Origin of the sequence: Rhodovulum sp. HP10, from assembly GCF_047553435.1 — a bacterium.
GTDB lineage: Bacteria > Pseudomonadota > Alphaproteobacteria > Rhodobacterales > Rhodobacteraceae > Rhodovulum.
Genome location: NZ_CP180201.1, coordinates 34,585 through 51,797, shown reverse-complemented (window position 1 = coordinate 51,797; position 17,213 = coordinate 34,585). Strand labels below are relative to the sequence as shown.

General features: G+C 66.8%; 18 protein-coding genes. 10 read left to right on the top strand and 8 right to left on the bottom strand.

The annotated features are described in order from the left end of the window. Positions 1-43: 43 nt before the first annotated feature. Both ACK8CO_RS00280 and ACK8CO_RS00275 read right to left on the bottom strand, forming a co-directional pair. Positions 44-1,078, bottom strand: a complete 1,035-nt coding sequence (locus ACK8CO_RS00280) for a PstS family phosphate ABC transporter substrate-binding protein (protein ID WP_080618002.1) — start codon at positions 1,076-1,078, stop codon at positions 44-46. Positions 1,079-1,242: 164 nt separating this feature from the next. After that, entirely contained in the window at positions 1,243-2,283 is a 1,041-nt protein-coding gene (locus ACK8CO_RS00275) for an ATP-binding protein (RefSeq protein ID WP_414897733.1), read from the bottom strand. Positions 2,284-2,491: 208 nt separating this feature from the next. Here ACK8CO_RS00275 and ACK8CO_RS00270 point away from each other — a divergent pair, with 208 nt between their 5' ends. After that, the gene (locus ACK8CO_RS00270) at positions 2,492-2,872 is read left to right on the top strand and encodes a hypothetical protein (RefSeq protein WP_080616359.1); all 381 of its coding nucleotides are present in this window, start codon (positions 2,492-2,494) and stop codon (positions 2,870-2,872) included. A 67-nt stretch (positions 2,873-2,939) separates the two neighbouring features. Here ACK8CO_RS00270 and ACK8CO_RS00265 read toward each other — a convergent pair whose 3' ends face one another. The 3 genes from ACK8CO_RS00265 to ACK8CO_RS00255 are packed head-to-tail and all read right to left on the bottom strand — an operon-like array spanning position 2,940 to position 5,005. Then, a complete protein-coding gene (locus tag ACK8CO_RS00265) occupies positions 2,940-3,467 on the bottom strand; it encodes a gamma carbonic anhydrase family protein (RefSeq protein ID WP_414897732.1) in 528 nt (175 codons plus the stop codon). Continuing rightward, positions 3,464-4,105, bottom strand: coding sequence for a guanylate kinase (gene gmk, locus ACK8CO_RS00260; RefSeq protein WP_155774004.1), 642 nt, complete (start codon positions 4,103-4,105; stop codon positions 3,464-3,466). Before gmk ends, ACK8CO_RS00265 begins: the two co-directional genes overlap by 4 nt. Positions 4,106-4,111: 6 nt before the next feature. Further along, a complete protein-coding gene (locus ACK8CO_RS00255) occupies positions 4,112-5,005 on the bottom strand; it encodes a YicC/YloC family endoribonuclease (RefSeq protein WP_414897731.1) in 894 nt (297 codons plus the stop codon). A 158-nt stretch (positions 5,006-5,163) separates the two neighbouring features. Here ACK8CO_RS00255 and ACK8CO_RS00250 point away from each other — a divergent pair, with 158 nt between their 5' ends. Beyond that, a complete protein-coding gene (locus ACK8CO_RS00250; protein ID WP_196774226.1) occupies positions 5,164-5,802 on the top strand; it encodes a PAS domain-containing protein in 639 nt (212 codons plus the stop codon). 185 nt (positions 5,803-5,987) lie between these two features. Here the strand turns inward: ACK8CO_RS00250 and ACK8CO_RS00245 are convergent, their stop codons facing one another. Next, on the bottom strand, positions 5,988-7,358 hold the full coding sequence (locus tag ACK8CO_RS00245) for a class II 3-deoxy-7-phosphoheptulonate synthase (protein ID WP_080616362.1): 1,371 nt from the start codon (positions 7,356-7,358) through the stop codon (positions 5,988-5,990). Positions 7,359-7,608: 250 nt separating this feature from the next. Between ACK8CO_RS00245 and ACK8CO_RS00240 the strand changes: the two genes are divergently transcribed. The 8 genes from ACK8CO_RS00240 (at position 7,609) to ACK8CO_RS00205 (ending at position 15,653) form a co-directional block, all read left to right on the top strand. Next, on the top strand, positions 7,609-8,589 hold the full coding sequence (locus tag ACK8CO_RS00240; RefSeq protein ID WP_414897730.1) for a GlxA family transcriptional regulator: 981 nt from the start codon (positions 7,609-7,611) through the stop codon (positions 8,587-8,589). Positions 8,590-8,739: 150 nt separating this feature from the next. Beyond that, positions 8,740-9,921 (top strand): ABC transporter substrate-binding protein, encoded by a 1,182-nt coding sequence (locus ACK8CO_RS00235; RefSeq protein ID WP_080616363.1) that lies wholly within the window; start codon positions 8,740-8,742, stop codon positions 9,919-9,921. A 129-nt stretch (positions 9,922-10,050) separates the two neighbouring features. Further along, entirely contained in the window at positions 10,051-10,851 is an 801-nt protein-coding gene (locus ACK8CO_RS00230) for an ABC transporter ATP-binding protein (protein WP_080616364.1), read from the top strand. A gap of 103 nt (positions 10,852-10,954) precedes the next feature. Further along, the gene (locus tag ACK8CO_RS00225; protein WP_414897729.1) at positions 10,955-11,665 is read left to right on the top strand and encodes an ABC transporter ATP-binding protein; all 711 of its coding nucleotides are present in this window, start codon (positions 10,955-10,957) and stop codon (positions 11,663-11,665) included. Positions 11,666-11,667: 2 nt separating this feature from the next. Next, complete coding sequence (locus ACK8CO_RS00220) at positions 11,668-12,105, top strand: hypothetical protein (protein WP_080616366.1); 438 nt, start codon at positions 11,668-11,670, stop codon at positions 12,103-12,105. Between the two features lie 208 nt (positions 12,106-12,313). Further along, complete coding sequence (locus ACK8CO_RS00215) at positions 12,314-13,324, top strand: branched-chain amino acid ABC transporter permease (protein WP_414897728.1); 1,011 nt, start codon at positions 12,314-12,316, stop codon at positions 13,322-13,324. Then, the gene (locus ACK8CO_RS00210) at positions 13,321-14,619 is read left to right on the top strand and encodes a branched-chain amino acid ABC transporter permease (RefSeq protein ID WP_414897727.1); all 1,299 of its coding nucleotides are present in this window, start codon (positions 13,321-13,323) and stop codon (positions 14,617-14,619) included. The genes ACK8CO_RS00215 and ACK8CO_RS00210 overlap by 4 nt, the downstream gene beginning before the upstream one ends. A 431-nt stretch (positions 14,620-15,050) precedes the next feature. Further along, a complete protein-coding gene (locus ACK8CO_RS00205) occupies positions 15,051-15,653 on the top strand; it encodes a nucleotidyltransferase family protein (protein WP_414897726.1) in 603 nt (200 codons plus the stop codon). Between the two features lie 227 nt (positions 15,654-15,880). Here the strand turns inward: ACK8CO_RS00205 and ACK8CO_RS00200 are convergent, their stop codons facing one another. Both ACK8CO_RS00200 and ACK8CO_RS00195 read right to left on the bottom strand, forming a co-directional pair. Further along, complete coding sequence (locus ACK8CO_RS00200) at positions 15,881-16,312, bottom strand: hypothetical protein (RefSeq protein WP_080616370.1); 432 nt, start codon at positions 16,310-16,312, stop codon at positions 15,881-15,883. A 372-nt stretch (positions 16,313-16,684) separates the two neighbouring features. After that, the gene (locus tag ACK8CO_RS00195; RefSeq protein ID WP_414897725.1) at positions 16,685-17,053 is read right to left on the bottom strand and encodes a D-galactarate dehydratase; all 369 of its coding nucleotides are present in this window, start codon (positions 17,051-17,053) and stop codon (positions 16,685-16,687) included. Positions 17,054-17,213 lie beyond the last annotated feature (160 nt).

Below are 17,213 nucleotides of genomic sequence, written 5' to 3'. Positions count from 1 at the left end.
CGGGGCGGGCAGCCGGTCCGCCGCCCGCCCCGAAGCCGAGGGCTTAGTTGCTCATGGTTTCTTCGTTGGCAACCTTCGCCTGGGTCGCGGCCAGCTCGGGGTCGGACACGAGCCCATAGGCCGCCAGCGGGCCGTCGGGGCCGGCCATCTCGTCAGAGACGAAGAATTCGGCGAATTCCTTCAGGCCGGGGATCACGCCGATATGGGCCTTCTTGATGTAGAAGTAGAGCGGGCGCGACACCGGGTAATCGCCCGAGGCGATGGTCTCGGTCGAGGGCGCGACACCCGACATGGTCGCCACTTTCAGCGTGTCGGTGTTGTTCTCGTAGAAGGCCAGTCCGAACACGCCGATGCCGTTCGGGTTGGAATCGATCCGGGCCAGCGTCTCGGTATAGTCGCCGTCGATATCGACCGAGCGGCCATCGGTGCGGACGGTCTTGCAGGCCTTCTCGGCGGCTTTCTCGTCCAGCCCCATGGCTTCCATCTCGGCCATCGCGCCGGTCTCTTCGCAGCCCTGGATCAGGACCTTTTCCTCGAACACTTCACGGGTGCCATGCTTGGTGCCGGGGATGAAGGCGGCGATGTCGACGGCGGGCAGCTCGGGATTGGCATCGGCCCAGGTCGCGTTCGGATTGGCGACCATCTTGCCGTCGACCGGCAGCTCGGCGGCCAGCGCGCGATAGATGTCGGCGGGCGTGAAGGCGGTGAAGGCGGGGCCGTTCAGCTGGCTCGCGAAGACGATGCCGTCATAGCCGATCCGGACCTCGATGATGTCCGAGACGCCATTGGCCTTGCAGGCCTCGACTTCCTTGTCCTTGATCGCGCGCGACGCGTTCGCGATGTCGATCGAGGTTTCGCCGACGCCTTCGCAGAAGCGTTTCAGGCCGGCCGAGGAGCCGCCCGATTCCACCACCGGGGTCGGAAAGTCGAAATTCTCGCCGAAGGCCTCGGCGACGATCGAGGCATAGGGCAGCACGGTCGAGGACCCGGCCACCTGCACATTGTCGCGCGCGGCGGCGGCGGTCGCGGAAACGGCGGCGATGGCCAGTGCCGAGGCGGTCAGTTTCGCAAGGGACATGGAAAGCTCCTGATTGGTTCTGGCCACCCGGTTTCCGGCGGCCTCGGGCGGGTCGTAATCCTGCGTCGCCAATCTTTTGTGACAAATGCGTAACGGTTTCATGACAAGCGCCCGGCCCGGCCGCGACATCTTGTGTCGATACGCAATTCTGCCGCCTCAGGTTGCTAAATCGTTGGAAGCGTCACCGAAAACGTGCTTCCCTTGCCGGGCGTGCTGTCGATGCGGAAACGGCCGCGATGCCGGTTGACGATATGCTTGACGATCGCAAGCCCCAGACCGGTGCCGCCCATCTCGCGCGAGCGGTGGTTGTCGACACGGTAGAACCGCTCGGTCAGGCGCGGGATATGCACCGGGTCGAAACCCTCGCCCTCGTCGATCACGTCGACCCTGAGGCCGGGGCCGCGAAAGGCCAGCTCGCGTTCCGAGCGGGTCATCTCCAGCCGCAGCACGCCGCCCGAGCCGCCATATTTGATGCCGTTCTCGATGAGGTTGTGAAACACCTGGGTCAGCTGGTCCTCGTCGCCCAGCACAGGCGCCTCCGCCTCGGCCCCGCTCAGCGTCAGCGCGACCCCGGCCTCCTCGGCAAGCGGGCGCAGGGTCTGCACCGCGCTGCGCAACAGCGCCGCCACATCGACCCGCGCCCCGGGCCGCATCCGTTCCTCGGCCTCGACCCGGCTGAGCGACAGAAGGTCGGCCACCAGCCGGTTCATGCGCTCGGCCTCGCGCGCCATGATGCCGAGAAACCGCTCGCGCGCCGCCTCGTCATCGCGCGCAGGCCCGCGCAGCGTCTCGATGAACCCCATCAGTGCGGTCAGCGGCGTCTTCAGTTCGTGACTGACATTGGCGACGAAATCGCGACGGATCTGCCCGGCCTGCTCGAGATCGGAAATGTCGGTAAAGCTGAGCACCACGCCGCCCGCAGCGACCCCGACGAGCGGGCTGGCGGTGACGTCATAGGTCGTGTCGCGGCCAAGCGCGCTGCGCGGATAGCGCGCCCGGCGGGGCTGACGCAGCCGCAGGGCCTCCTCGACGCAGTCGAGCAGCGCCGGATGGCGCAGGACGGTGATGTAATGCCGCCCGGCGCCGGCCGCCCCGAACAGCGCCTCGGCGGCGCCGTTCATGCCGCTGATCCGCTCGTCCGCCCCGATCAGCAGAACCGGAACCGGCACCCCGGCGATGATCGACAATCCGAGAGATTCGTTCACCTTTCACCCCATTGCAGCAATGACCCCGGTCGCCCCTGACGTGACGGCCAAACGCGACGGAACCGACCTTTAGGCAATTGCCAGATTGGACGGTCTCGCGCTATAGGCTGACAAGTGTGCATGGCGTAACAGACATGTTGACAGTTTGGTTAACCGAGTTTGTTCAGACATTGGGCCATCACGGCCAGTCGCCAAAGGGAGTGCGACTATGGGAAACACCAGCACAGACCGATCCGCGCAGATGGCCTCCGCGATCACCAGCACCGGAATGGTGCTTCTGATCGGATTCGATCAGCTCGAACAACCGCAACTGGGAATGCCTTTCGCCGGAGCGCGTTGCGAACATCTGCCCTATGCCCTGGTGCAGGCCGCGCTGTCGTCGATCCAATGCGTCGACATGATCGTCTCGCCGCTGCTGACCGACGAGTTCGACGCGATGGACCTGGCCCAGCAGCTTCAGCTCGGCGGCTATCGCGGGCTTTACGTCGTGGTGACCCCGGTTCTGCCCGATACCGAGATCATCCGGCGGGAAATCGCCGCGCATTGTCCGAAGCTGACGGTGCATATGATCCCGCGCGCGCGGCATTAGCAGGGCTTCCGCCGCGGTCGACAGGATCGGCGCAAGACGGCGCTGCCGCCCAGCGGCACCTTCGCGCTCACCCGGCCGTCAGACCGGTGCGGTAGCGCGCGGCATTCTCGCGATAGTGACGCGCGGACCGGCGCAGCCCTTCGATCGCATCGGCATCGAGCTGGCGCACGAATTTGGCAGGCGCGCCCATCACCAGGCTGTTATCGGGGATTTCCTTGCCCTCGGTCACCAGCGCCCCCGCGCCGATCAGACAGTTCCGCCCGATCCTGGCCCCGTTCAGCACCGTCGCGCCCATCCCGATCAGGGTATTCTCGCCAATGGTGCAGCCATGCAGCATCGCCTTGTGGCCGATGGTACAGCCCGCGCCGATGGTCAGCGGATAGCCCATATCGGTATGGCAGACGGTGTTTTCCTGGATATTGGTCCCCTCGCCCACCGTGATCGGCTCGTTGTCGCCGCGCAGCGTGGCGCCGAACCAGACCGAGGCGCCCGTCCCGAGGATCACCTTGCCGATCACATTGGCATCGGGCGCGATCCAGACATCGCCGTCCTCGGGCAGGGTCGGCGCAACTCCGTCAAGCGTGTAGAGGGTCATGGCAGGGCCTCGAATTCGGCCTGAAGCGCGCGCACATGCCCGGTCAGGCCGGGCTGTTGGCTGCGTCTCAGGCGGGTGGCGGTCAGGATGGTCTTGAGCTTCTCTTCGGTGGCGTCGAGATCGTCGTTCACCAGCACGAAATCGTAGCCGTCCCAGTGGCTGATCTCGTCCCAGCTTTTCTGCATCCGTCCGGCGATGGTCTCGGCTGTGTCCTGGCCTCGGTCGACCAGACGCCGGCGCAGCTCGGCGATCGAGGGCGGCAGCAGGAAGACCGACAGCGTGTTCGGGCCGAGCGCCGAGGCGCGGATCTGTTGCGCCCCCTGCCAGTCGATATCGAACAGCACGTCCTGCCCGGCCTCGATGGCGGCCCGCACCGGCGCCTCGGGCGAGCCGTAGAAATTGCCGAAGACATGGGCATGTTCCAGCATCGCGCCCCGCGCCACCTGGGCCTTGAAGGCAGGCTCGGTCAGGAAATGGTAATCCTTGCCGTCGATCTCGCCGGGCCGCGGCGCCCGGGTCGTGGCCGAGACCGAGAACGCGATTTCGGGGTCCCAGGCGCGCAGCCTGCGGGCCAGGGTCGATTTGCCCGCGCCCGAGGGCGAGGACAGGATGATCAGCAATCCGCGCCGTGCCGCCATCGGTTCTTACTCCACGTTCTGGACCTGTTCGCGCATCTGATCGATGGCCGCCTTGAGGTCAAGCCCGACCCGGGTCAGCCCGGCCGACTGGGCCTTGGAACAGACCGTGTTGGCCTCGCGGTTGAATTCCTGCATCAGGAAGTCGAGCCTGCGACCGACCGGCTCGCCGGAGGCCAGAAGCGCCCTGGCGGCGGCGACATGGGCGCGGAGCCGGTCGAGCTCTTCGGTGACATCGGCCTTGACCGCGATCAGCGCCAGTTCCTGCGCCACCCGGTCGGGATCGGCCCCCGCGGCCGCCTCCATCACCCGGGCGAGGCTCGCCCGCAGCGTTTCCCCGATCTGGTCGCGTCGGGCCTCGGCGGCCTCGGCTGCGCGGTCGGTCAGTGACGAAATTGTGGCGAGATGGTCGCAAAGCACCCGTTCCAGTGCCGCGCCCTCGCTGGCCCGCATTGTCATGAATTCGTCAAGAAGTGGGGTCAGATCGGCGCTCAGCGCGGCCAGGAGCGGGGCGGTCTCGGGCTCGGGCTCGGCGCTCTCGGCCAGCCCGCGCAAGGCGAGGATCTCGACCGCGCTCGACGGCGCAAGCGACAGCCCCTGACGGGCCGCCTCGGCCTCGACATGACCCAGCATCGCCAGCACCGAGCGCAGGGCCGCCGGGTCGATCTGCAGCCCGCCCCGCCCCGAATCGCGGGCCGAAATGCGCAGGTTCAGGGTCAGGCTGCCGCGCGTCACACGGCTCTGGACCGCCGCGCGCACCGCGGGTTCGAGCCCGGGCACCCAGTCCGGCAGGCGCAGACGGAGGTCGAGCCCCTTGCCGTTCACGCCGCGCAATTCCCATGTCCAGGCATGGGTTTCCGTCTGCCCGGACCGGGCGGCAAAGGCGGTCATCGACTGCAACATGGAGCCGTTAACCTTCGGTATAGAAAAGGCGCGAATACGTGGCCATTTTGTGGCAAATTCCTTTCAACGGGGATCGTCCCGCGATAGCACTTATGGCAGGGGGCGACAATGTCGCGGTCACGCTGCCCGCGGCGATACCGAGATGCAAGGAGACTGCCATGGCGGAGTCCGAGACCCATCCCCGCGCTGCGGTGATCGCATTGTCGGGATATCGAACCGGTGGCGCCCTGTCCGCCCTGGACGACATCGAACGCTACTGGACGCAGCTGCGCGACGATCAGGGCGGTCTGCCCAGCCGGACCCAGCTTGACCCGCGCGGCTTCTCCCGGGCGCTGTCGAACTGTTTCGTGGCCGAGGCGATGGCGCCGCGCCACCTGCGGCTGCGGCTGACCGGCCAGCACATGACCGATCTGATGGGCATGGACATGCGCGGCATGCCGCTTTCGGCGATGATCCTGCCGGAATCGCGCCCGGAGCTGGAAGACAAGATCGAGGCGCTCATGACCGGCGATGGCACAGCGCTCCGGCTGACGCTGATCTCGCCGCGCAGCTACAACCGGGCGGCGCTGTTCGCGGGCATGTTGCTGCTGCCCCTGGCGCGCGAGAACGGCACCCCCGCCAAGATCCTCGGTGCGCTGGCAACGGTCGGCACCGTCGGCTGGACGCCCCGGCGCTTCCAGATCCTTGGCGAGACCGCCAATCCCGCCCAGCGCCCTGCCCTTGCCGAGGGCGAGAGTGGCCGCCCGAAACTGACGGTCATCCAGGGCGGCGTCGAGGAACCCGAACCGGCCTGCTGAATTTTCCGAACTGTCCTGCGCGGGGCCCGGGCGACTGGGATCGCCCGTCCGGATCAAGACACCCACCCGCCAGGAAGGCGCGCGGGGTTTTTATTTTAAATCAGACAGATGCAGGCGTTATCTCATGCAATGCGGCAAGACTGGGGCAGCGGCGGCGCCAAGCCGCCCCTGCCCGTCAGGCCCGATCACATCGCCGCGGCAGCGGCCGCGGCGTCATTGCGCGCCGACAGTTCCTCGGCCACGAGGAAGGCCAGCTCCAGCGCCTGGCTGGCATTGAGCCGCGGGTCGCAGGCGGTGTGATAGCGCGAGGACAGATCCTCGTCGGTCACGGCGCGCACGCCGCCGGTGCATTCGGTCACGTCCTTACCGGTCATCTCGAAATGCACCCCGCCCGGGATCGAGCCCTCGGCCTTGTGCACGGCAAAGAACTCCTGCACCTCGCGCAGCACCGCATCGAAGGGCCGGGTCTTGAACCCGCTCGCCGATTTGATGGTGTTGCCATGCATCGGGTCGCAGACCCAGAGCACCTCGGCCCCCATCTCGCGCACCACGCGGATGAGCCGCGGCAGGTGATCGCCCACCTTGCCCGCGCCGAAGCGCGAGATCAGCGTCAGCCGTCCCGGCACATTGTCGGGGTTCAGCTTCCCGATCAGGACCTTGAGATCGTCCTCGACCATCGAGGGGCCGCATTTGAGCCCGATCGGGTTCATCACGCCGCGGCAGAACTCGACATGCGCGCCGTCGATCTGACGGGTGCGGTCGCCGATCCAGATCATATGGCCCGAGCCCGCGATCCAGTTGCCCGAGGTCGAGTCGATCCGCGTCAGGGCCTCTTCATATTCCAGAAGAAGCGCCTCATGCGAGGTGAAGAAATCGACCGACGAGAGCCCGTTCATGGTCTCGCCATTGACGCCCGCCGCGGTCATGAAGGCCAGCGTGTCGCTGATCCGGTTGGCCATGTCGCGGTATTTCTCGGCCTCGTCGCGCTCGAGAAAGCCCAGCGTCCAGGCATGCACCCGGTGGATATCGGCAAAGCCGCCCTTCGAGAAGGCGCGCAGCAGATTAAGCGAAGCCGCGGCCTGGGTATAGGCCTGCAGCATCCGCGACGGGTCGGGGATGCGCGCCTCGGGGGTGAAATCGAAGCCGTTGACGATGTCGCCGCGATAGCTGGGCAGTTCGGTCCCGTTCAGGGTCTCGGTCGCGGCCGAACGCGGCTTGGCGAACTGGCCCGCCATCCGGCCGACCTTGACCACCGGCACCTTGGCGCCCCAGGTCAGCACGATGGCCATCTGCAGAAGCACCTTGAAGGTGTCGCGGATGGTGTCGGCGGAAAATTCGGAAAAGCTCTCGGCACAGTCGCCGCCCTGCAGCAGGAAGGCCTTGCCCTGCGCCGCCTGTCCGAGTTTCGCCGTCAGGTTCCGGGCCTCGCCCGCGAAGACCAGAGGCGGATACTTGGCAAGCTGCGCCTCGACGGCGGCCAGTGCCGCCGGATCGGTGTAATCGGGCATCTGCACCCGCGGGCGCGCACGCCAATCCGATTTCTGCCAGGTCGTCATCGTCATGGTTCCATGCTCGTCATCAGTTCCGGCCTTATAGGTCGTCGGGGCGCATCCGGCTACCCGGAATTCGCCCTGTGCCCGGGCACGCCGCGATCCGCATGCAATCCGCGCGCGCCGGACGGTCGGTTCGGCAACGCTGCGCAACACCGCGCCGGGCCTTGATCCCGGCAGGCAAACCTGTATCGCTGATCGGACAAGACGCGCGGAGGGACCTTTGCCAGCAGCTCCCGAGAGATACGGCCCAAGCTTGGCGGCCGCTGCCGAAGGGCGGACGCAAGACCTCGTTTTCGTCCTGCTCGACCGCTTCACGATGATGAGCTTCGCGGGTGCCATCGAGCCCTTTCGCATCGCCAACCGGATGGCAGGCCGGACGCTCTACCGCTGGCGCCTGGCCGCAGAGGGCGGCGAAGAGGTGAGCTGCTCGAACGGCACGCGGGTCAGACCCGATATCGGCCTCGATCCGCTGGGGCGCGACGAGATGGTGATCGTCTGCGGCGGCCTCGACATCCAGGCGGCGACCACGCGGACGCTGGTTTCATGGCTCCGGCGCGAGGCGCGCAAGGGGCTTGCGATGGCCGGGATCTGCACCGCCGCGCATGCTCTTGCCAGGGCCGGGCTGCTCGACGGCCGGCGCGCGACGATCCACTGGGAGAACCAGGACGGCTTTCTCGAGGATTTCCACGAGATCGAGCTGACCCGCTCGGTCTTCGTGATCGACGGCAACCGGATGACGACGGCGGGCGGAACCGCCTCGATCGACCTCGCGCTCACGCTGATCGCCCGGACCCATGGCCAGGATCTGGCCAATGCGGTGGCCGACCAGCTGATCTATTCCTCGATCCGTACCGATCAGGACACCCAGCGGCTGTCGGTCCCGACCCGGATCGGGGTGCGCCACCCCAAGCTCAGCCAGGTCATCCAGGTGATGGAGAAGAACCTCGAGGACCCGATCTCGCCCGCGACGCTGGCGCGCGATGTCGGCATGTCGACGCGTCAGCTGGAACGGCTGTTCCGGCGCTATCTGAACCGCAGCCCCAAGCGCTATTACATGGAGCTGAGACTGTCGAAGGCGCGCAACCTTCTGATGCAGACCGACATGAGCGTCATCAACGTGGCGCTGGCCTGCGGCTTCGCCTCGCCCAGCCATTTCTCGAAATGCTACCGCGCGCATTACGACACCACGCCCTATCGCGAGCGTGGCAGCCGGAGCGGACGCGCCGAGGCCTGAGCGCCCGCCCCTGTTGTCCCTTCCCCGCCGCCTGCATGGCGCTGCGGCATTCCGCATCGGGACATGACCTGAACCCGAAGACACCCTTTCCTTTGCGAAAATTGCGAATTAACGTTTTGCGGGATTTCATTCCGAAAGGGAGTTGACAGGATGAAGAAGCTGCTTCTGGCCAGCGCGGCCACATTGGCCTGCGCGGGCGGCGCGAATGCCGAGGATATCAAGATCGGCGTTCTGCTGGGATTCACCGGGCCGATCGAATCCATGTCCGTCGCCATGGGCGCCGGGGCCGATCTGGCGATCAAGGAGGTCAATGACAGCGGCAGGCTTCTGAACGGCGAGACCGTGGTTGCGGTGCGCGGCGACTCGACCTGCATCGACAGCTCTGCAGCGACGGCCGCGGCCGAACGCATGATCACCTCGGACGGCGTCAAGGGGATCATGGGCGCGGCCTGTTCGGGCGTGACCGGTGCGGTGCTTCAGAACGTGGCGCGGCCCAACGGCATGGTGATGATCTCGCCCTCGGCGACCTCGCCGGCGCTGTCCGACATGGAGGATGACGGGCTGTTCTTCCGCACCGCGCCCTCCGATGCCCGTCAGGGCGAGGTCATGGCCAGCATCCTGAAGGATGACGGGATCGACTCGGTCGCGCTGACCTATACCAACAACGATTACGGCAAGGGCCTGGCCAACAGCTTCGAGACCGCCTTCACCGCCGCCGGCGGCACGGTGACGATCTCGACCGCGCATGAGGATGACAAGGGCGACTATTCCGCCGAAGTCGGCGCGCTGGCCGCCGCCGGGGGCGATCTGCTGCTGGTCGCGGGCTATGCCGACCGGGGCGGCGCGGGCATCGTGCGCTCGGCCCTCGATCTGGGCGCCTTCGACCGCTTCCACTTCCCCGACGGCATGGTCTCGGACGCCACCACCGAGAAATTCGGCGACGAGATCGACGGCTCGACCGGTCAGCTGCCTGGCAATGACAGGCCCGGCGCCGAGAAATACGCCGAGATCGTGGACGGGGCCTTCGATTCCACCGCGATTTTCTCGGGCGAAAGCTATGATGCGACGGCGCTGCTCCTGCTGGCGATGCAGGCGGCGGGCTCGACCGATCCGCAGGTCTACAAGGACAAGATCATGGACGTGGCCAACGCGCCCGGCGAAGAGATCTACCCGGGCGAGCTGGACAAGGCGCTTCGGATCCTCGCCGAGGGCGGTGAGATCGACTATGTCGGCGCCACCGCGCTGGAGTTCATCGGAGGCGGCGAGAGCCGGGGCAATTACCGCGTTGTCAAGGTCGAGGACGGCGAGTTCGTGGCGACCGGTTATCGCTAAGCGACATAAAATTGCGCATTTTTGCCCCTAAATGCGGCAAAGTGTCGGCCTGACGGAAGAAAAGGCGGCCCGGGGTTTTCCGGGCCGCTCCCATGATGTAGGCACGCGGCTCGTATCGGGAGGCTGGGCTTGATCCGGGTAGACAATCTTCACAGGCATTTCGGCGGGTTCCACGCCGTGGACGGCGCCTCGATCGAGATCGCCACTGGCTCCATCACCGGGCTCATCGGACCGAATGGCGCGGGCAAGTCGACATTGTTCAACGTCATTGCCGGCGTGCTGCCCCCGACCTCGGGGCGGGTGATCATGAATGGCGAGGATATCACCGGGCTGAAGCCGCATGAGTTGTTCCACAAGGGGCTGCTCCGGACCTTCCAGATCGCGCATGAATTCTCGTCGATGACGGTGCGCGAGAACCTGATGATGGTGCCTGCGGGGCAGTCGGGCGAAAGCCTGTGGTCGGCCTGCTTCCGCCGCGGCCGCATCTCCGATGAGGAACGCGCGCTGGCCCGCAAGGCCGACGAGGTGCTGGATTTCCTGACCATCTCGCATGTCGCCGACGAGAAGGCGGGCAATCTTTCGGGCGGACAGAAGAAGCTTCTGGAGCTTGGGCGTACGATGATGGTGGACGCCAAGATCGTGTTTCTCGACGAGGTGGGCGCGGGGGTGAACCGGACACTGCTGAACACCATCGGGGACGCCATCGTGCGGCTCAATCGCGAGCGCGGCTACACCTTCTGCGTGATCGAACATGACATGGATTTCATCGGCCGGCTTTGCGATCCGGTGATCGTGATGGCCGAGGGCAAGGTGCTGGCCCAGGGCAAGGCGGATGAGATCATGCAGAACGAGGCGGTGATCGAGGCCTATCTGGGCACCGGGCTGAAGAACAGGATCAAGGCGGCCCCCGCTTCCGGGGCCGGTATCTGAGAGCGGTGATATCTGAAACCAGTATCTCAAGCCGGCCGTCCGCGCCTCTGGCGGGCCTTGGCAGGGGGATTTGGACCAGGAAGAAGGACGAGAAGGCGCGCGGATGGAAGACCCATTCCTGATCGGAGACCGGATGACCGGCGGCTATGGCGGGGCCGATATCCTGCATGGCTGCACGGTGGCGGTCGAGAAGGGCGAGATCGCGGTGATCGTGGGCCCCAACGGCGCCGGCAAGTCCACCGCGATGAAGGCGGTCTTCGGGATGCTGGACCTTCGTTCGGGCGCGGTCCGGCTGAATGGCGAGGATATCACCCGGCTTAGCCCGCAGGCGCGGGTCGCCAAGGGCATGGCCTTCGTGCCGCAGACCAACAACATCTTCGCCTCGATGACGGTCGAAGAAAATCTCGAGATGGGCGCCTTCCTGCGCCGCGACGACATTTCGGCCACCATCGAGGAAGTCTATCAGCTTTTCCCGATCCTGCGCGAAAAGCGCCGTCAGGCCGCGGGCGAGCTGTCGGGCGGGCAGCGCCAGCAGGTCGCGGTGGGCCGCGCGCTGATGACCCGGCCCTCGGTCCTGATGCTGGACGAGCCCACGGCGGGCGTCAGCCCGATCGTGATGGATGAGCTGTTCGACCGGATCATCGAGGTCGCGCGCACCGGCATCTCGATCCTGATGGTGGAACAGAACGCGCGCCAGGCGCTGGAGATCGCCGACAAGGGCTATGTGCTGGTGCAGGGCCGCAACGCCTATACCGATACCGGGCGCGCCCTGCTCGACGATCCCGAGGTGCGGCGCACCTTCCTGGGAGGTTGAGCATGCGGCATGTCTTCATACTGGCGGGTCTTCTGGCCCTGTCGGCCGGGATGGCAGAGGCCCGGGATCTGCGGCTCGACTGCGTCGCCCGGCAGGTCTGCGTCAGCAATATCGAGCCGGGCCGCGCGAGCTGTCAGCAGACCGAATTGCGCTACGGGCTCGAGGTCGGGCGCAAGACCGGCGCCAAGGTGGTGATGACCCCCGAGGGCGACCAGGCCGGACGGTTCTACGAGTTCCGCCGCCTGCCCGGGCATGAGGGCATCCTGCTGCAGGCCAGCGGCGGCGCGCTCGAGGCGGGTCAGGGCGCGGGCGCGCTGACCGTGTTCGAGACGCTCGATTTCGTGCTGACCCGGCACAGCGCCCTGCGGCCGGAGCCCGAGGGCGACACGGTGCGGGCGATCGCGGTCGACATCTATGGCAGCTGTGCCGAGAGTGAATGAAACCGGTCGGGGCGCGCTCCGGGCTGCGCCGAGCCGTTCGAAGGAGAGACGCGATGACCGATGACGCAAGCATCGCCCGGCTGCGGCGCCCCGCATCCGATCCTTGCCGCCCGGAGGGCCGGTCTGCGCGCGCGGGCCGGGGCGCGACACGCCCTGTCTGTCCGGCCGGGCGGACGGTTGCCGCGACATATATCGGGACCTGCCAGTGATGGAATTTCTCAACGCCCTCGTGACCTTCGCAAATTTCGTTCTGGTTCCGGCCACGGCCTACGGGGCGCAGCTGGCGCTGGGCGCGCTTGGGGTCACGCTGATCTACGGCATCCTCCGCTTCTCGAATTTCGCCCATGGCGACACCATGGCCTTCGGGACGATGATGACCATTCTCGCAACCTGGGCACTGCAGGGCGCGGGCGTCTCCTTCGGGCCGCTGCCGACGGCGCTTCTGGCTCTGCCCGCAGGGATTGCCGCGACCGCGCTTCTGGTGCTGGGAACGGACCGGCTGGTCTATCGCTTCTACCGGGCGCAGCGTGCAAAGCCCGTGATCCTCGTGATCGTGTCGATGGGGGTCATGTTCATCCTCAACGGCGTGGTCCGGATCGTGATCGGGCCGGACGAACAGCGGTTTGCCGATGGCGAGCGCTTCATCGTCACCGCGCGCGAATTCAAGACCCTGACCGGGCTTGACGAGGGGCTGGCGATCCGCACCACGCAGGGGCTGACCATCGCGACCGCGGTGATCGTGGTGGCGCTGCTGTTCTGGTTCCTGAACCGCACCCGCACTGGCAAGTCGATGCGCGCCTTCTCCGACAATGAGGACCTGGCCTTGCTGTCAGGGATCAACCCCGAACGCGTGGTGGCCATCACCTGGATCATCGTCGCCGCGCTCGCGACCATCGCGGGCGTGCTGTACGGGCTCGACAAGTCGTTCAAGCCCTTCACCTATTTCCAGCTTCTGCTGCCGATCTTCGCGGCGGCCATCGTCGGCGGGCTCGGCAGCCCGGTCGGTGCCATCGCGGGCGGGTTTCTCATCGCCTTTTCCGAGGTCACGGTGACCTATGCCTGGAAGAAGGTGCTGACCTATATCCTGCCCGAGGACCTGGCGCCTGACGGGCTGGTCCAGCTTCTGAGCACCGATTACAAGTTCGCGGTCAGCTTCGTGATCCTGGTGATCGTGCTCCTGTTCCGCCCGACGGGGCTTTTCCGGGGGAAAACGGCATGACCAAGCGCGATATCGGGCTTTTCGCCCTGGTGGCTCTTCTGATCGCCGGAACCGGCATGCTGCAAAGCTGGAACGCGGCTCTCTACATCCTGAATTACGGCCTGATCTCGGCGGTCATGGCCCTGGGCGTGAATATGCAATGGGGCTATGCCGGGCTCTTCAATATCGGCGTCATGGGCTTCAGCGCGCTTGGCGGGCTGGCGGTGGTGATCGTCTCCATGGCGCCGGTCGGCGAGGCCTGGTCGGCCGGCGGCCCCCGCGTCCTGCTGGCGCTGGCGGTCGGGCTGGGGGTGATCCTCGGCGCGATCCAGATCTGGCGGCGTATCGGCCGCGGCACGCTGCGCGGACTGGCGATGGTGGTCTGGCTGGTCGCCGGGTTCTTCCTCTACCGCGCCGTCTTCGACCCGGCCGTATCGGCGATCGAGGCGATCGACCCGGCCGCCACCGGCTATCTCGGCGGGCTCGGATTGCCGGTGCTTCTGGCCTGGCCGGTCGGTGCGCTGTTTGCGGCGGGGGCGGCCTGGGTGATCGGCAAGACCGCGCTGGGGCTGCGGGCCGATTATCTGGCCATCGCCACGCTCGGGATCGCCGAGATCATCATCGCGGTCCTGAAGAACGAGGACTGGCTGAGCCGCGGCGTCAAGAACGTGAACGGCATTCCGCGCCCGGTGCCCTATGAGGTCGATCTTCAGGCCAATGCCGCCTTCGTCGCGAGGGCCGAAGCGCTGGGGCTCGATCCGACGACCGCCTCGACCATCTTCGTCAAGCTGCTTTATGCCGGGCTTTTCGCGGCGGTCCTGATCGCGCTGATCTGGCTGTGCGAGAAGGCGCTGAAATCGCCCTGGGGCCGGATGATGCGGGCGATCCGCGACAACGAGACCGCCGCCGCCGCCATGGGCAAGGATGTCACCCGTCGCCATCTTCAGGTCTTCGTCCTCGGCTCGGCGATCTGCGGGCTCGCGGGGGCGATGATGATCACCTATGACAGCCAGCTGACCCCGGGCTCGTTCCAGCCGCTGCGCTTCACCTTCCTGATCTGGGTGATGGTGATCGTCGGCGGCTCGGGCAACAACTGGGGCGCAGTGCTGGGCGGCTTCCTGATCTGGTTCCTCTGGGTCCAGGTCGAGCCCCTGAGCGCCTGGTTCATGGGCGCGATCACCTCTGGCATGGCCGATGGCTCTGCGCTGAAGACCCATCTTCTTGACAGTGTGGCGCATATGCGGCTGCTGACCATGGGCGTGGTGCTTCTGGTGGTGCTGCGGTTCAGCCCGCGCGGTCTGATCCCGGAACGCTAGGCCGAAAATCAACCGTTACAGGCGCAACCGGCTCCCTTGTGGCACGTCCGGTCGCGGCTGATGCAGCTGTCGCCGCAAGCCTTGCCCTTGCGGCAGACCCTGCAGCAGGCGGCCTGATGGATGGTTGCCTCAGGCGGCCTTCCGACCGAAAGCAGCCGCTCGACAGGCGATGGCGCGGCCGACAGCATCGGCCCCTGCCCCTGTACCTGGGGTTGCGCGACGGCGCTTCCTGCCCATAGGATAAGGCAAAGACCGCGAAGCGCCGGCCTTAGTTGTCTGATCATCCGACAGTCCTCCTTGTAAGAAATGTTCAATGCTTTTCGCCGCTGTCGGGCAAATATGTGACGCAAGTACGGCTTTGCGCAGAAAGCAACAAGCGGACCGGAACGCGCACGACGATCGCCACAGACCGTTCGAAAGGGGGAACGGCCGTGAAGACCGACATTCTGATCCTGGTTCCTGCCGCAGGGGCTCCGTCGCGGACACATGGCCGCGACAAGCTTCTGGAATGCGTTGGGGGCGAGGCGTTGTTGCGCCGTCAGGTGCGGGTGGCGGGCGCGAGCGGCGCAGAGGTGCTGGTGACCTTGCCCCGCCATGCGGCGGGGCCCCGGGCCGAACAGCTTGACGCCCTGCCCCATCTCAGGGTCGCCTATGTCGATCCGTCCGATGAGATGGCCGCCTCGCTCCGCGCGGGTGCTGCGGCGGCCGGGGCTGCGGGCGCGCGCGGGCTGATGCTGTTTCTGCCGGATCTGCCCGGGATCGAGACCGGCGATCTGCTCCGGATGATCGATGCCTTCGCCGAGGCGCCCGATCTCTGCCTGCGCGCCATGACCGAAGATGGCCGCCCAGGGCATCCGGTGCTGTTTCCGGCGCGGCTGTTTCCGGCCTTGGCCGCAGTCGCGGACGATACCGGCGGGCACGACCTGCTTGCTGCCGAGACCGTCCGCCCCGTCGTTCTAGAGGGCGCGCGCGCCGTTACCGATCTCGATACGCCCGAGGCCTGGGCGGTGTGGTGCGCGCAAACCGGTCTCTAGCTGTCCGCCCCCGGCAGAGGGATCTTGCGGCTCTGTTCCCATCATCCGGGGCCCTGCGGGCGTGCGGGCCTCAGCCGCCGAGATCTCGGCAGGGGGATGCCCAAGAGGATCATGGCCACCGCAGGGACGCCGCAGTTACGACCCCGTGCTTCATTCCAGAGCCAGGATCGGTGCCAAAGCCAGCGGGCACACGGCCCTGCCGGCGCGCCAGGGACAGGTGCGCTCCTTCAGATCTCTCCGGCGACCCGCATCTGTCTTGCATAGGCATAGAACAGGATCGCCATCGCCGCCGCGCCCGCGATCATCGCATCGCCGAAATAGCCCGCGACCTCGGTCAGGCCGGGTGTCTGGAAGACGATCAGCCAGACCGCCGCGACGGTCATTCCCAGCGCCGAGAAGCCCAGTACCCAGGGTGCCGCGCCGACCCTGAGAAACAGCAGAACCCCGCCGAGCAGCCCGCCCCAGACCGCGACCGCCCAGGCCCCGTCGACAAAGGCCGGAACCGAGGTGAAATAGGCGGCCTGGGTCTGGGTGAAAAGCTGCAGATAGGGGGCAACGCCATATTGCGTCATCACGTAATCGGCACATCCGGCAAGGTTCCAGAGGACTGCCAGGATCGCCACCGGCATCATGTGCCAGGCCTCGGTCTCGTCGGACATCTTCCTTCCTCTGTTTTCAGACGCGCGCGCGGTTGGATCGTGCCGCCTGGGGCTGATCCTGTCCAGCGGGTGCGACGTTATGCAAAAGCTGCGCGCCGGGCGCAAGACCCGGTCTTCGGCCATTCGCCTCCGGACGGGCGGTTCCTGCCCGTTCTCGGGGCGCGATTGCCTGCAAAGCGCGCAGCGGGCGCAAAGGCGCGGCGAAGCTCATCGCCGGTTCCGATCGCGTTCGGAAGGCCGGGGCGACGGGACCCGCGTCTGGTCTCGGGACGGCAATACCGGGATGAGGCAAGGACTGCGGCCCGGCCGCTCCGGTCCCGATCCGGTGCCGGACAGGTCTGGCGGGAGCGGCTGCCTTCGCGCCGCGAGAGGTCATTCGGAGGCGTAGACCTTGAGATTCGTCAGCGAGATCAACGGAACCTCCAGCGCCTGCATCGCGGAAAGCGATACCCGCGTTCCCGCTCCGGACGCCCCGCCGCTCGGGCGCAGTTCGACCTGCACGCTCTTGCCCGATACCGGATCGGCCAGCCGGCCCCTGCGGATCTCGTCGGTGAGCGGGGTCAGCGCCCAGAAACCGGGATCGGTCGGATCGCCGAGCGAGGCCGTGGTCACGCCGAGCTCGCGCTCGAAGCCCAGCACCGGGGCCGTGGCCTCTTCGAGCCCGGCAGGCGCGGTGGCGCCGGTCGCATCTTGGGCACCAGAGGCAAGCGCGCCCGGCTCGGGCGGAAGCGCTTCGATCACCGACAGAGGCGGTCCCGCGACGGCTTCGTCCGGCTGTTGCGACGACGCGGCGCCGCCGGAGAGCCCGCCCAGGCCGTTGCACCCGGCCAGCATGACGAAAAGGCCCGCCCCCGAAAGGCGCAGGACCGGACCCGTCCCCGGTTTGTCCCCGGCTCCGGCA

Bases quoted from the DNA above. Each gene is read 5' to 3' on its own strand.
- ACK8CO_RS00280 (WP_080618002.1), bottom strand. From the start codon at position 1,078: ATGTCCCTTGCGAAACTGACCGCCTCGGCACTGGCCATCGCCGCCGTT.
- ACK8CO_RS00270 (WP_080616359.1), top strand. From the start codon at position 2,492: ATGGGAAACACCAGCACAGACCGATCCGCGCAGATGGCCTCCGCGATC.
- ACK8CO_RS00265 (WP_414897732.1), bottom strand. From the start codon at position 3,467: ATGACCCTCTACACGCTTGACGGAGTTGCGCCGACCCTGCCCGAGGAC.
- gmk (WP_155774004.1), bottom strand. From the start codon at position 4,105: ATGGCGGCACGGCGCGGATTGCTGATCATCCTGTCCTCGCCCTCGGGC.
- ACK8CO_RS00255 (WP_414897731.1), bottom strand. From the start codon at position 5,005: ATGTTGCAGTCGATGACCGCCTTTGCCGCCCGGTCCGGGCAGACGGAA.
- ACK8CO_RS00250 (WP_196774226.1), top strand. From the start codon at position 5,164: ATGGCGGAGTCCGAGACCCATCCCCGCGCTGCGGTGATCGCATTGTCG.
- ACK8CO_RS00245 (WP_080616362.1), bottom strand. From the start codon at position 7,358: ATGACGACCTGGCAGAAATCGGATTGGCGTGCGCGCCCGCGGGTGCAG.
- ACK8CO_RS00235 (WP_080616363.1), top strand. From the start codon at position 8,740: ATGAAGAAGCTGCTTCTGGCCAGCGCGGCCACATTGGCCTGCGCGGGC.
- ACK8CO_RS00225 (WP_414897729.1), top strand. From the start codon at position 10,955: ATGGAAGACCCATTCCTGATCGGAGACCGGATGACCGGCGGCTATGGC.
- ACK8CO_RS00220 (WP_080616366.1), top strand. From the start codon at position 11,668: ATGCGGCATGTCTTCATACTGGCGGGTCTTCTGGCCCTGTCGGCCGGG.
- ACK8CO_RS00215 (WP_414897728.1), top strand. From the start codon at position 12,314: ATGGAATTTCTCAACGCCCTCGTGACCTTCGCAAATTTCGTTCTGGTT.
- ACK8CO_RS00210 (WP_414897727.1), top strand. From the start codon at position 13,321: ATGACCAAGCGCGATATCGGGCTTTTCGCCCTGGTGGCTCTTCTGATC.
- ACK8CO_RS00200 (WP_080616370.1), bottom strand. From the start codon at position 16,312: ATGTCCGACGAGACCGAGGCCTGGCACATGATGCCGGTGGCGATCCTG.